This window comes from bacterium, from assembly GCA_023145965.1.
Lineage (GTDB): Bacteria > UBP14 > UBA6098 > UBA6098 > UBA6098 > UBA6098.
Window position 1 is genome coordinate 1 of sequence record JAGLDC010000058.1, and the last position, 13,699, is coordinate 13,699.

Below are 13,699 nucleotides of genomic sequence, written 5' to 3' on the forward strand. Positions count from 1 at the left end.
ACAAATCTGATGCGCCTCGATGTATCATTTCATCGAGGAGAATACGCATCGACAATTCGCGTTTGGGGGTAGGAGGAATCACTTTAGGTCTGGGAGGTCCTTTTGGTTTGGCTTCACCTGACCTAGGTTGGGGTTTTAGTTCAGTTTTTCCCCCCTCTTTGGGCAATGATTCGTTTTCAGCAAGTTCTCCAGCGAAACCTTCTTCGTTTTTCGACAAATCTTTCTCTTTTTTTTGATCCATAAGGTCTCCCTTTATTGATAAGTAACAGTTTCTGTTGCAACTTGTTCCAGTGTAGTAAGTCCTTCTAACATATATTTAAGAGCTACTTTTCTCATAGGCACCATACCACCGTTTACAGCATCTTTCCAAAGTTCGATAATAGATGTCCCGGCCTGGACCATCGTTTTGATTCTAGGAGTGACATACAATATTTCGAATATAGGTATTCTTCCTTGAAATCCCGTGCCATTGCATTTGGGGCATCCAGAACCACGATAAAATTTTATATTTTGGACCTTTTTTGGGTCTATACCAATATCGTGAAGTAATGAATAGTCGGGAGTGACAATTCTTTTACAGTATGGACAAATCATTCTGAGAAGCCTTTGAGCCATTATCACTCGGAGTGCACCGTTTATCAGGTAAGGTGGCAAGTCCAGATCGATTAGCCTCATCATTGAGCTAACCGCATCCCTTGCGCGTATGGTTGCAAAGACTAAAAGGCCCATATCGGCGACTTTCAGAGTAGCTAAAAGTTTTTGTTCGTCATTGGCTTCACTAACAAAAATGATGTCTGCATTCTGGCGTGGCGCCGAAGCAAGCGCCACATCATATGATTTAGTGTCTCTATAAAGTTCGCGTTGATTAATTATACAATTTTTAGAATTGTAGAGAAGCTCTAACGGGTCTTCGATGGATAGAATATGTTGTTTGCGTTCCTCGTTGATTTTATTTAAAAGGGACGAGAGGGTTGTGGATTTACCTGAAGCCCGTGGTCCGGCAATAAGAACGAGGCCGGCATTTACGCCGCCGAACTCATATATCTCTTGAGGTATATGTAGATTTTCCGGCGCCTTGACGTCAATAGGAATTGATTTGACTGCAATAGCAATAGATCCCTTTTGGTGATATACATTGCATCGGAATCTAGAAAAATCTTTAATACCGATAGAAAAATCACAATCGAGTTCTGTTTCAAATTTACGTCGTTGCGAGGAAGACATAAGTGAATAGGCCAAGATCTTAGAGAGTTCCTCAGAGATCGGATTCATCGGCATTCTGATGAGTTTACCATCTATACGGAGAAGTGGAGAGGAACCAGCGGAGATATGCATATCTGTTGCATTTTTCCGAACCATTTCTTCCAAAAGCCTCCTTAAAAGAATCTCGGTCCTAATAGATGTAGTCGTATCTATCAACTCGAAAAAACCTACTTATTCATCGACAGTTGTTAATGCGCGGCTGTTTCTGTGATAACCTGTTGGAGAGAAGTTATACCTTCGATCATGTAGCGAATCGCCTCTTGTCGCAGGGTTCTCATGCCGTCTTTTGCTGCTTGTTCACTTAATTCGAGAGCGCTTGCACCTTCGATTATCATCTTTTCGAGCGGTACACTCATGCCCATAACCTCGAAAGTAGCTATCCTGCCCTTGTATCCGGAGCCATGGCATTGAGGGCATCCTTCACCCTCATAGAAAGTGACCTTCTTGGCGTCTTCAGTACTCATTCCGATGATTTCAAGCATCTCTGGATCGGGCGCAATCTCCTTTTTACAATATTTGCATACTCTTCGAAGAAGTCTCTGGGCCATGATTAATCGAAGAGAGCTAGCGACCAAAAATGGTGGTGTTCCCATATCGACTAACCTTGTGATGGTACTAGGTGCATCGTTTGTGTGAAGTGTACTAAAGACAAGGTGGCCTGTAAGCGCTGCTTTAATAGCTATAGAAGCGGTTTCACCGTCGCGGATCTCACCAACAAGGATGATATCCGGGTCTTGTCTCAAGAAGCTGCGTAGCGCCGCTGAGAAATTAAGGCCGATGTCGGAGTGCATATGAACCTGATTGATACCATCGAGGTTAAACTCGACAGGATCTTCAGCAGTCATAATGTTGACTTCAGGTGTGTTCAGCTGGCTAAGCGCTGAATAGAGTGTCGTTGTTTTACCTGAACCGGTAGGGCCGGTAACCAGCACCATGCCAAATGGAAGATGGATAGCTTTATTAAACTCCTTGAGAGCTCTTTTTGGAAAGCCGAGTTTAGTGATATCAAGCATAAGGTTTTCCGGATCGAGAAGACGCATAACGACTTTTTCGCCGAAAATGGTCGGAAGTACTGAAACACGAAGATCGATAGGCCTGCCGTGAGTTTGGACTTTGATACGGCCATCTTGAGGTAGTCTCCTTTCGGAGATGTTAAGCTTTGCCATGATTTTGATACGGCTAACAACAGCGTATCGAAGTCTGAAGGGCATAGGTGCCATTTCGTAAAGCGTGCCATCGATACGCATTCTAACTCGTGTGCGTTTTTCGTAGGTTTCGATATGTATATCCGAAGCGTTGCGGCGTATGGCGTCCATAATGATAGAGTTAACGAGTTTAACAAGAGGCTTTTCCTGAATGGCTTCCTGAAGCTCCGATTCGGAGAAATCATCTTCGCTTTCCTCGACAACATCGAGATCCTCATCAGAGGCCATATCCTCGAGGATTTCGTCGATAGTTTCTTCGTCGCTTTCATAGTATTTATCAATTGCTGTGTTGATCTGTGTTTTTGTTGCCATTACCGGTTGGATATCACAATTTGTAACGAATTTAAGAGTATCGAGGACAAAGAGGTTTGTGGGGTCTTCGGTGGCGACAAAGAGCATTCTTCCGACTTTGATAGTCCCAATAACAAAGAATTTGCGTGCGATATCAACCGGGATTAATTCGACGACACTGGAGTCGAGTTCAAGGTCCTCGAGTTTAATTGTTCCAACATTAAGTTGTTTGGCAACGAATTCGTTAATAACATTTTCATCACTAATATATCCAAGATTGAGAAGCACTTGACCTAGTTTATCGCCTGTTTCCTTCTGTGTGGTAAGGGCTGTATCGAGTTGTTCCTGCGTTATTCTTCCGGCTCTAATGAGCATCTCGCCTAAGCGGAGAGCCATATTAACCTCCGATTATCAAATGACGCTATTTGATAGCACAATTAGCATGATTCTAATAATATATATTAACTTAGGTTCTATCAACTATAATTTCTCATTAAGTAGTTATTTTAGCCACTTTGGAAGAGAACCTTTAACAAGCGGTTGTATCGAACCATCAGGAAGATAACCGAGATAAATGGAGTCGGCAATTTCGAATGCCACCCAGAGTCCGGTTAGATCAAGCGAGGGATGTGAGCATTCGTTATCAGTTATGAAGAATCGAATAATTTTACCCTCAGGAATGGCCTTGACTATAAGGGCATAGTCTTGAGAATTTTGTAGCTTTAGCGTATAGCAAACTTGCCCATTTTTAGGGGATATATCGAAACCCGTAACGAATTCATCCTCAGCGGAGATGACTATTGGTTCGCTTCCTTCGCGGGGAATCCAAATAAGAGAGTTGCTATGAATAAAGCAGGTCCATTCGCCTAAGTTGATGGTATCGCTTGTAGTGAAGCTTATTGTATCAATAGAGATAGCTTTTGGAATGCCACCACGCGCAGGAGTTGAGTAGAAAATGGAATCCTGAAGGAAGAGAATATCACCGCTCGGTTCGGGAATAGAGCATGAGAGGGAAATAATACCTATCCCAAGGCAAGCGGATAAGATAGCAATATAGAAAAACCTATTCATATATAATTGAATAATGTTTTTAGTGGAAAAATCAATACTAAATTGGCTACCCAAATGTTATTCGAGATTATATCCTTCTAGGCGCGAAACTGTAACTACTGAATATTCTTCACTCCATATGGTCCCGACGAGTCCGACGTTTGGCGCATAATAGACGGTCATTACACCCGCATAAGTGTTTGTCCCGAAGGGGGAGGACAGACGGCGAGAGGGGATGGTCGGCCATTCGTAACTGAAGACATAGCACTCGAAATCGCCTGCGGGCGTGCTGAATATTTGGTTTGTGTCGATACATTCTGCATGGATTGTATCCCAAATATCGAAGGTGCCATTATAAACAAGAAGCAAGGATTCCCATCTTTGACCGGAGATGGCGGGGTAGAGAACCTGAAGGTTGTTTACAAGAAAGGTCTCGTTATCGTCAACACCGCCAAAGCATCTAAGGCCGAAATCCGGGTCGTTTGTGTAGAGCCATTTAGGCCCGACTGTTTCTTCGCTTCCGGGATAGTAAGATGAATATTCAAAAACTGTCCACGCTGTTCCATCGAATTCGATTTCTCTCCAGCCGGAGATTCCCTTTTTTGAAGCTCCAACATAAACAATAGAATCGGTGAAGGTCGAATCGAGGTATTCCCAATAGTTGCCAACAGCAAGGGGGGTGATGCCGCTTTGGGGAGCAGGATTATTGGGTTCTTTATTGCATGAGAGGGAGTTTAGCAAGATCAAGATTGCTAAAACTAATAGCAGAAAAGAGAAGCTAGCTTTCATTTTTCAACCTTTTCATATTCCCATTTCCAACGCTTGTAGCTTCCCCAGTTCATAAGGCGGGTGTAGCCGGCCTTTTCGAGCTTCTTGATGACCATCTGTGCGCGACCACCGGTTTCGCAGTAAAGGATGAGGCTTTTTCCCTTAGGGAGTTCAGCGAGGCGGTTCATTATCTCCCCCGAGGGAAAAGACCGGGCTGTCGGGATGTGCCCCTTTTCATAGGCGCCGGAGGGGCGAACATCGATTATCCAGATGCTGTCGATGGGATTTTCTGTGAGTTCCTTTAAGGCTTCGGGGGACAAATATTTCTCAAGGTCTGCGCCTTCAGAAGAGGAATAGCCTTCGTGGCAAGCAAGGAAAGCTAATAAACATAGAAAGAAAATATGTATGTATATTTTCTTCATTATAAGTCCTTCTCCATTTCTGTTTACTTGCATTTAAGAACCAGATCTCGGCTTAGTTGGATTCAATTAATTCAATGGTATGCATTATATATTACACATACGGTTTTATTTCATCAATATAATTTCGCGCGTTAATGTCTCTTTGCCATTGGAAATTCTGAACAGATAAAGCCCTGAGGAAACGGGTTTGTTTGCTTGATTCTTTCCCGACCATGTTAATACTGATTTTCCCTGGGGTAAATATCCTCTGTGTAACTTTCGAATAAGTTTTCCATTAATTGAATAGATTTCAGCGGTAACACTACATTTTTTATCGAGATTTATTTCTATTTTGGTTTCAGTGTTGAATGGATTCGGGTAATTTTTCCCGATAAAGATCGCAACTGGACGCTCGCTTTCGACTATTTCAGTTGATATAGTATCCCAAGATGCGCTAATCGAATAAGAGAGGCCATCGAGGACAGCGATGTCGCCGGAATATTCATATCCCCATGAGGTTAATGTCGTTGTGACAGTCGAAGCGCACTCGATACCGATGAACCATTCACCCTCACCAGGCGAACGGATGTTTATAGATTTTGTTGCTCCTGGAGAAATATCGCTATAAACTGAAGTGCTTTCGAAGGCAATATCCGAGTTATTTATATAAAGGTTGAAATCATAACCCGATTCCCCAGAAAGGTTTACCGTTAAATAGTCGGTATGTTCCGGTAAGTTGACAATAAAATGGTGGTATTGCTTATCTCCGATACGCGTGAAGGCCGGAAGGCTATCCGATGTATATTTATCCATGGTCCTTGTGATGCTGTTTTCGAGTGAAGCCTTTATTTTTGGCATACCGACGCCATCAAGGGCATATAGATAAATAGCTTCCATGAGTTCGAGGCGTTCCCCTGATACTATGCCCTCGGGATGTGAGCCAATAACAACTATTCTACCGGTCGAATCAGATGCTTTGTATGCCCAGCAACTGGGTTTGTTGTGCATAGTGTAACCTGAGCGGTCATATCGAAGCAGTATCTCGGTCTCGGGTGGAAAATCGATATCCTCACGGGCATAACAACCCCCGTTGTGATAAACGTTGGCAATATATGAATCACCGCCGAAATCGAAATAGTCGAGAAGGGGAGAGGCTGGTTCGATAAAATGGCCTGTATGGCTATCAGAAAGACCCGTTGAAGCTGTTCGTCCCGGCCAGATGCGATAGTAAGCTTCGCGAAAGCCGCTGGTTAAATAGCTAATTGATGCGATGAAAGCTCCGGCACAAGAACCAGTGTAGCTTCCGCCGTTATAAAAAAAGGAACGCACTCGATTTCGACCTTCTTCGCCCAAGGAATTACCATGATTTGTGGCTGATCCACCATTAGAATAAAATGCTTTAAATCGAGGGGAGCCATCGGGATAAAGAAGAGCACCGTTTTGGTCGTTTGGCGAGGTTATTATAAACTCGCTTTGTATTAAAGAGGAGTCAGTAGCGAGGAACTCCCAATCGAGGCCGAGTGTGTCGGCAGCCGGGAGAGTTGTTCGAGAAGACAGATACAGGCCGCCATCCATGAAGAGGTCTTTATAGAATCCGGGCGCAGCGAAGATGGTTAAAGCCGCAATAGCATTTAGCAGCACGAATATTATTAACCTAGCATTTTTCATAAATCACTTTAAATATATGATTTTCTGCGTCGCATAGCAACCGCCCATGTTCGCCCGGACAAGATAAACGCCGGAGCCCGCCGTTTCGTCCGGCATCCAGACGAATTCGCTGATCCCGTCATTGCGAGCTTGAAAGGCGTGGTAATCTCCTTCTGTAAACGGCGAGATTGCCGCGTCGGGCGTTGCCCTCCTCGCAATGACGTCCACCCGCCGCCCGGCGATGTCGAATATCTCGATTTCTGGATTTCCGTTTTCACGGGAATGACAATCCACGGAAATGGTCACCGCCGAATTGAAGGGATTCGGATAGGCGGAAAGGGCAAATGATTGCGGCCTATTTTCAGAATTTTCTTTTATCCCAACCGGGTCTTCGCTTCGGAGAATAGTCCCATATCTGCCTACAATAAGCCCGTAACCGTCCCACCAAAAATCTACGTCGTTGAGGTTTCTCGTTGCGCCTGAGGCCACCGAATCCCAATCTAATCCATAATCGCTGGACTCGAATATCACGCCGTCATCGCCGCAGATAACCCCATAATCAAAATAATTGAATTCGATATCGTTGAAATCGCAGTTGCCGTATATAGCAAGAACATCGCACGTGCTCATGCTGTCGCTCGAAAAGACTACATAACCGCTATCACCGACAATATAAACCCACCCGGGCAAACCTGATAATGTGCACATCCCGTTCATATCAATAGTCGAAAAATCTACGCCCATTATATAATTGAAAGTATCCCCGACCGCCGTGAGTCTCAGAATATCTTTATGGGCTAAAATGTAAGCTAAGCTGTCTGTAGGATGACATACGCTGTAAAAATTTCGTGATGTATATGTTGGAAGTCGCCAGTCCTCCCAATTCCAAAGGCTGTCCGGCCCCTGGACAATCCACCCCGATGTTCCAGCCGCAAGCCCCGCGCCGCTGGGCGAAAAATCGACTGCATAGAAATGTTTATTAGATACCGGAGTTGTATTCTCGATCCATGAAGAACCACCATCGGACGTAAAAAAAATCTTTCCGGAGTCGCATACGATCAAACCAGTTGTATCATCCCAGAAAAATAGATCGTTGAAATCGAGACCGCTCGCAACAACCGGAGCGGAAACAGTATCCCAGGTTGCGCCGTAATCACTTGTATATAAAAGAGTTCTATCATCGCCAACAACATAGGCATAGCCATAACCGATGCATTCGACGGAATTTAAAGCTTTGGTAGTCGGTGTGTCTGAAATAAGCCAATCGGCCATGCAACTCCCGGCGGCGATTGCTAATACTAACAAAATCGGTGTTATCGTATTTTTCATTATTCCTCCAATTTTATATACACAATCCGTTTTTCCGCCGTCTCCCCGCCATCGAAGTGCGCGCGAACAAAATACACGCCAGAACCGAGGGACGCCGCCGGGTGTCGAATAGTCGTAACCCGGAAGGCGCGCTGCCTTGCGTATGGGCAAGGTTATTTTAACTCTCCACGATTGCGATTTCCTTACCAAATTTATCCATTTTGCACCCGCATTTGGGGCATGTCCATCCGCCCCACATCAATTGATGTATTTCCTGCGGGATTCTCAATGTCGGCATTTGCTCGTTGCATTTCGGGCATAAGACTTTATCTAAGTTCATTTTCCATTTTTTTAATTTGTCTGACATAATTGAATTCTCCTCATTTATAGGATTATAATCTAACTTATAAGAATAAATTATACTTAGCAGATTGCAAGCAAATATTCGTTTTTAAGAACTTACCAAAATAAATAATTTAGCCACAATTTTTTTAATTAAATACTTGACTTTTAATTTATATTTGGTATTTTCGCCAAATATAGAAAGAGGATGATATGAACAAGAATAAAATAGAGGCAAAAGCAAATATCTTCAAAGCTTTGGGGCATCCATCGAGGCTTGCGATGGTCGAGAAGCTGAGCGAGGGCGAGTGCTGCGTTTGCAAACTTGTAGAACTTGTCGGCGCGGATTTTTCAACGGTGTCAAAGCATCTTGCGATCTTAAAAGAAGCAGGTATTGTCGGGGACGAACGGCGTGGGCAAAATGTTTTTTATCGCCTTAAAGTGCCATGCCTAATTCGTTTCATGGACTGCGTCGAAGCGGTGATTAAACGATGATGAAGATCATCAGCAATATCATCGATTTAATTATAATTGGCGTTTTCGCCAAAGGACTCATATGAATTGGAAATCGGAGTGGAAAAAATTTGCGCTGATCGTAGGGGCGTTTGCGCTTGCATTCTATCTTCCGGTGGGTATCGGTAGATTCGACAACGCGATAATGGAAGCGCTGCATTTGGTGAAATGGTATGCTCGCGAGCATGTCATTCTTTGCCTGATTCCAGCCTTTTTCATAGCTGGTGCGATCGGTGTATTCATCAGCCAAAACTCTGTTATGAAATACCTGGGCGCGAAGGCAAAAAAAATAATTGCTTATAGCGTCGCCTCCGTTTCCGGAACGATTTTAGCCGTATGCTCATGCACGGTGCTTCCGCTTTTTGCCGGGATATATCGCATGGGCGCCGGACTCGGACCGGCTATCGCCTTTTTATATTCCGGCCCCGCAATAAATGTCCTTGCGATAATCCTTACCGCACGAGTCCTCGGAATCGAAATAGGCATTGCACGTGCAGTCGGCGCGATAGTTTTCAGCGTGATAATCGGGCTTTTGATGCATTTGATTTTCCGTAAAGAGGAAAACCAAAGAGTCGCGGCACAAGTCCAAATGCCCGAAGAGGGCGCCTCTCGCCCACTTTGGCAAACCGCGCTTTATTTTGTGTCATTAGTCGGAATCCTAATATTCGCGAATTTCGGTGCGCCGGAATCCTCGACGGGAACGTGGAATTTTATTTTCCAGAATAAATGGATAATCACCTCGGTCTTCGCCGTCGGATTAGGTGCGGCACTCGTCGCATGGTTCGATTTCAAGTTGTGGCAATTTGCTGTTATAGGCATACCGACGGCAATCGCCGGGATCATATTGCCGAATCAGCCGCTTATCCCATTCGGGATTGCGATTATCGGGCTTTCCTATTTCACGAGCAGATCGAAAGGCGAAACCGGTGAATGGTTCATGTCGTCATGGGGATTCACAAAACAGATTTTACCACTTTTACTTTTAGGTGTTGTTTTCGCGGGCTTTTTCCTCGGAAGACCCGGGCACGAGGGTATAATTCCATCTGAATGGGTTAGCCGCGCGCTCGGCGGAAATTCGCTTAGGGCGAATTTCTTTGCATCGTTTGCCGGGGCATTTATGTATTTCGCAACTCTCACCGAGGTGCCAATCCTGCAAGGCCTCATGGGCGCCGGCATGGGCAAAGGCCCTGCGCTGTCGCTGCTTTTAGCCGGGCCGGCACTGAGTTTGCCGAATATGTTGGTCATTCGCTCGATTATTGGAACAAAAAAGACAGTAGTTTTCGTCCTTTTGGTTATAATTATGGCGACGATCAGCGGCATGATTTTCGGCGCGATATTTGGATAGATTTATCAAACAATAAGAGGAGAAAAATGAGAGACTAGAAAACATGCGAAGATACCGAAATGGTTTGCTACTGTAAAGAAGTAACGAAGGGTCAAATTGTTTCTGCGATTAGAAATAGCGCCGACAGCCTAAAAAAAATTCAACAAACTACAGGCGCATGCACGGGAAATAATTGCGCGGAAATGAATCCTTCGGGAAAATGTTGTGACACAGATATAATCGAGATACTTCGCATCGAGGGAATCGAGGAAAAACCATCGTGCTCTTGCTGTTGCGACAAAAATTGTTGTTAAAATATCTTTATAAAATAATGATTTTGAAAAGGAATTAATTATGAAAATTCAGGTTCTCGGAGCGGGATGCCCGAAATGCAAAGCGCTCGCTAAACTCGTCGAAGAGGTGGTTTCCGAAATGGGCATCGAATTCGAGCTGGAAAAGGTAACCGACATCTCGGAGATTATCGCCATCGGCGTAATGATGACTCCCGCACTCGTTATCGACGGCAAGGTCGTTTTAACGGGCAAAATTCCATCGCCGGATGAACTCAAAAAAATAATCGACATTTAAAAGGAGCTCTACGATGAAATCGATCTTAGCTATTTTGATAATTACGGCAATCTCTTTTTCGGCCTGCGCGGAAAAGACTCCGGCCCCCGAGAAAGCCGAAACGGATGCCGAAAGCAAAACCCTCGTTTCCGATACCACTTATAACATCTATTATTTCACAGGCAACGCCCGCTGTGCGACATGTTACAAACTCGAAAACTACACGAGAGAATCCGTCGATTCAAATTTTGCCGATGAAATCGGAAATGAGAAGATCGTCTTTTCAATGGTCAATTTTGATGAACCGGAAAATAGCCATTTTAAAAAGGATTACGGCCTTTATACAAAATCGGTGGTAATCTCCAAAAGGATCGGCAACAAAGAGCTTGAATGGAAAAACCTCGATAAAATATGGAAACTCGTGAGGAATAAAGAACAATATTTGGCTTATATTCGCGACGAGGTCTCGACTTTTATCGCCCCGGAGGATAATTGATAGAGCTACTTCTCGCAGCCTTGTCCGCATTTTGGCTTGGGATACTCACCTCAATAAGTCCCTGCCCGTTGACCGCGAACATCGCCGCGATTTCATATATCGGAGGGAGAATCGACAAGCCCTCGAAGGTTCTACTCGGCGGCTTGCTCTACACCCTCGGAAGGATAATCGTCTATCTCGGCCTCGGCATCGCGATAGTCTATGGCGCGACATCGATCCCGGGGCTTTCGTTTAAATTGCAAAGCATTATGGAACCGGTGCTCGGGCCGCTTTTCATCGTTGTAGGCCTTCTTCTGCTGGGGCTTTTTACATTCAATATCGGCGGCAAGGGCATGAGCGACAAAATGCGCGTGCGCATCGATAAGATGGGCATTTGGGGAGCGATTCCGTTGGGAATAATCCTCGGGCTGGCGTTCTGCCCGGTGTCGGCGGCGCTTTTTTTCGGCTCGCTGATCCCGCTCGCAATCGAGCGCGGCGACCCGATAATCCTGCCGTCGCTTTACGGCCTCGGCACCGGTGCGCCGGTGATAGTTTTCGCATTCCTGTTCGCGTTCGCAGCGCACAGAGTCGCGGCGGCATACAAAAAAATAACATCGGCGGAGATTTGGATCCGGCGCATTACCGGCGCGATACTCATGCTTTTGGGATTATACTTGACGGCAAAATATTTCTTGCTTTAAAGGAAATCGCACCCGCCGAATCGGTCGGCAAGCGCCTACAGGCAATGTGCTCAACCGCCTTCTATGTTCATCCTCCGACCCCAATCGGGAATCCACAGTAAGGAAGATACATAGGCGCTCTTGCCTTCACCCGAAGCCGCCGGGAAATCTCTGCCTAAGGCATGGAAAAAATACTAATAGTAATTAAATTTTCTCTTGCATTTGATAATAATGCATATTAATTTCTCTTAGTGAATTATATGCAAGGACATAAACCGACATACGCCGCACGCACCGCCCTCTGTCATTTCCGACTCCGATCGGGAATACGCCGTAGGGGCGGGTCTGAGACCTGCCCGATTTACATAAACACCATGGGTTTGCCAACGTCAAACCCCTACGAAATTTGCGCCGGCACGCACGACGATTTCACCCAAACAACAATTCCCGAAACCAATATGACGCAGAGCATCGAGAATAGTGCGTCCGCGCGGGAGCGTGTGTGCGAAATTTTTTTATTTGAATCTGTTTTTCTATTGACATTATTATTTCCGCATCTTAGATTTATAATGAGTTTTAGGACAGACACGCGGGAGCGTGGATGCGAGAGAGAATAAATAGATTGGAGTAAATAACATGACGGCAAAAGAAGCTGCACAGAAAGCGAAGGATTTCCTGATTGAATTACTCGGAGACGAGGTAAACGCAATACGGCTGGAAGAGGTGGAGCTGGATGTAAAAAATGAGTTCTGGTACATAACACTTAGCTATTCAGTAGCCTCCGTTAGTGCATTAGAAAATTTAACGGGAATGCGTGGCAGAGTTTATAAAAAACTCAAAATCCAGAATGCCCCTGACGGCAAGGTGGTCGATATGAAAATACGAGAGCTTGAACATACTGAATGATATGGAATACTGGGAAAACATCGTAGCCAAATGCACGAGAAAGGGAATTCTACTCAATACTGAATTATTGCTTCTTTTGTGCGTTGGTATTTATAAGCGGCAGTTGGTCGAAAGCAGTAAAATCACTAATAAATACTCGGTGAACGATTTCAACATAGTCGCCAACATCGCAGCCAAATTTAGCCCGCTTTATGTCAGCCCTCAAGTGCTCGCCGAATTCTCAAATTATTCCGATAGGCTTGGAAGTAAGGTTATGCGCGAATTTTATTCCTCCATCGAAAAAATCCTGAAAGGGCAGTTCGAGGTCCACATTCCCAAAGATGTTATGATCGATGAGAATTATCTGCCTGTTCTTGGTTTCACCGATGTGTCCATGATGAAGATATGCGAGGAAAAGGGGTGTGTGCTTTTCACAGCCGACCTGCAACTGGAAAGTATTTACTCAAAAAGAATAGATGTTGTGAATTTCAACCATATTCGAAGTGCGGAATGGTTTTAGCTCTTCATCCATATATCCATATTAGTATAAATGGAACGGATACCCCGCATCATTTACCTAAAATTACACAAAACATGACCAAACACACCGTTACCAACAGCATTTTCGTTGTTACCGGGCGCAAAGGCCGCGTTACCGGCAATATCGCAGGCGTTACGAACCCTATTTGCGCGGTTACCATCGCAAAACGCGGCGTTACCAACACCATTTGCAACGCAAATGAACCCGGTAACGGCGCAAATGGACATGAGGACGGCGCAAATGACCGGGGTAACGGGAGAAAAATCGACCAAAATAAAACCGTAGGGGCGACCCCTTGTGGTCGCCCAAAAAGGCAGGCACACGGTCCTGCCCCTACGCGATGATTTAAAATGCGAAACCGTAGGGGCGATCCGGTTGGTCGCCCGAAAAACGGGCAACGCGGGCGTTGCCCCCTATGCTCTGCGCAGCCTATCGACGC

Annotated in this window: 18 protein-coding genes; 9 read left to right on the forward strand and 9 right to left on the reverse strand. The window is 45.0% G+C overall.

All coding sequences use genetic code 11. The features are described 5' to 3' along the window. The 9 genes from KAH81_05775 to KAH81_05815 form a co-directional block, all read right to left on the reverse strand. A partial coding sequence (locus tag KAH81_05775) for a hypothetical protein (protein ID MCK5833164.1) occupies window positions 1-241 on the reverse strand: 241 nt, incomplete at its 3' end. Between the two features lie 11 nt (window positions 242-252). Further along, complete coding sequence (gene tadA, locus KAH81_05780; protein ID MCK5833165.1) at window positions 253-1,359, reverse strand: Flp pilus assembly complex ATPase component TadA; 1,107 nt, start codon at window positions 1,357-1,359, stop codon at window positions 253-255. A 92-nt stretch (window positions 1,360-1,451) separates the two neighbouring features. Then, on the reverse strand, window positions 1,452-3,155 hold the full coding sequence (pilB, locus tag KAH81_05785; protein MCK5833166.1) for a type IV-A pilus assembly ATPase PilB: 1,704 nt from the start codon (window positions 3,153-3,155) through the stop codon (window positions 1,452-1,454). Window positions 3,156-3,260: 105 nt separating this feature from the next. Further along, a complete protein-coding gene (locus KAH81_05790) occupies window positions 3,261-3,830 on the reverse strand; it encodes a hypothetical protein (protein ID MCK5833167.1) in 570 nt (189 codons plus the stop codon). 57 nt (window positions 3,831-3,887) lie between these two features. Next, window positions 3,888-4,598, reverse strand: coding sequence for a hypothetical protein (locus KAH81_05795; GenBank protein MCK5833168.1), 711 nt, complete (start codon window positions 4,596-4,598; stop codon window positions 3,888-3,890). Next, window positions 4,595-4,999 (reverse strand): rhodanese-like domain-containing protein, encoded by a 405-nt coding sequence (locus tag KAH81_05800; protein MCK5833169.1) that lies wholly within the window; start codon window positions 4,997-4,999, stop codon window positions 4,595-4,597. The genes KAH81_05795 and KAH81_05800 overlap by 4 nt, the downstream gene beginning before the upstream one ends. Before the next feature lie 105 nt (window positions 5,000-5,104). Continuing rightward, window positions 5,105-6,646 carry a T9SS type A sorting domain-containing protein gene (locus KAH81_05805; GenBank protein MCK5833170.1) on the reverse strand — a complete coding sequence of 514 codons (1,542 nt, stop codon included), beginning with the start codon at window positions 6,644-6,646 and terminating at the stop codon, window positions 5,105-5,107. A gap of 3 nt (window positions 6,647-6,649) precedes the next feature. Next, complete coding sequence (locus KAH81_05810) at window positions 6,650-7,954, reverse strand: hypothetical protein (protein MCK5833171.1); 1,305 nt, start codon at window positions 7,952-7,954, stop codon at window positions 6,650-6,652. Window positions 7,955-8,111: 157 nt separating this feature from the next. After that, window positions 8,112-8,300: a hypothetical protein gene (locus tag KAH81_05815; protein ID MCK5833172.1), complete on the reverse strand. Its 189-nt coding sequence runs from the start codon at window positions 8,298-8,300 to the stop codon at window positions 8,112-8,114. Between the two features lie 188 nt (window positions 8,301-8,488). Between KAH81_05815 and KAH81_05820 the strand changes: the two genes are divergently transcribed. The 9 genes from KAH81_05820 to KAH81_05860 all read left to right on the forward strand — a co-directional run bounded on the left by KAH81_05820 (window position 8,489) and on the right by KAH81_05860 (window position 13,604). Continuing rightward, window positions 8,489-8,770, forward strand: coding sequence for a winged helix-turn-helix transcriptional regulator (locus tag KAH81_05820; GenBank protein MCK5833173.1), 282 nt, complete (start codon window positions 8,489-8,491; stop codon window positions 8,768-8,770). A 61-nt stretch (window positions 8,771-8,831) separates the two neighbouring features. Beyond that, window positions 8,832-10,133: a permease gene (locus KAH81_05825; GenBank protein ID MCK5833174.1), complete on the forward strand. Its 1,302-nt coding sequence runs from the start codon at window positions 8,832-8,834 to the stop codon at window positions 10,131-10,133. Window positions 10,134-10,192: 59 nt separating this feature from the next. Next, window positions 10,193-10,426, forward strand: a complete 234-nt coding sequence (locus KAH81_05830; protein MCK5833175.1) for a (2Fe-2S)-binding protein — start codon at window positions 10,193-10,195, stop codon at window positions 10,424-10,426. 40 nt (window positions 10,427-10,466) lie between these two features. After that, a complete protein-coding gene (locus tag KAH81_05835) occupies window positions 10,467-10,700 on the forward strand; it encodes a TM0996/MTH895 family glutaredoxin-like protein (protein MCK5833176.1) in 234 nt (77 codons plus the stop codon). A 13-nt stretch (window positions 10,701-10,713) separates the two neighbouring features. Further along, window positions 10,714-11,175: a hypothetical protein gene (locus KAH81_05840; GenBank protein ID MCK5833177.1), complete on the forward strand. Its 462-nt coding sequence runs from the start codon at window positions 10,714-10,716 to the stop codon at window positions 11,173-11,175. Then, a complete protein-coding gene (locus tag KAH81_05845) occupies window positions 11,172-11,855 on the forward strand; it encodes a sulfite exporter TauE/SafE family protein (GenBank protein MCK5833178.1) in 684 nt (227 codons plus the stop codon). Before KAH81_05840 ends, KAH81_05845 begins: the two co-directional genes overlap by 4 nt. Window positions 11,856-12,470: 615 nt before the next feature. Continuing rightward, window positions 12,471-12,740, forward strand: a complete 270-nt coding sequence (locus tag KAH81_05850) for a hypothetical protein (protein MCK5833179.1) — start codon at window positions 12,471-12,473, stop codon at window positions 12,738-12,740. A gap of 1 nt (window position 12,741) precedes the next feature. Further along, window positions 12,742-13,239 carry a hypothetical protein gene (locus KAH81_05855; GenBank protein ID MCK5833180.1) on the forward strand — a complete coding sequence of 166 codons (498 nt, stop codon included), beginning with the start codon at window positions 12,742-12,744 and terminating at the stop codon, window positions 13,237-13,239. Then, complete coding sequence (locus KAH81_05860; GenBank protein ID MCK5833181.1) at window positions 13,230-13,604, forward strand: hypothetical protein; 375 nt, start codon at window positions 13,230-13,232, stop codon at window positions 13,602-13,604. Before KAH81_05855 ends, KAH81_05860 begins: the two co-directional genes overlap by 10 nt. Window positions 13,605-13,699: the final 95 nt, after the last annotated feature.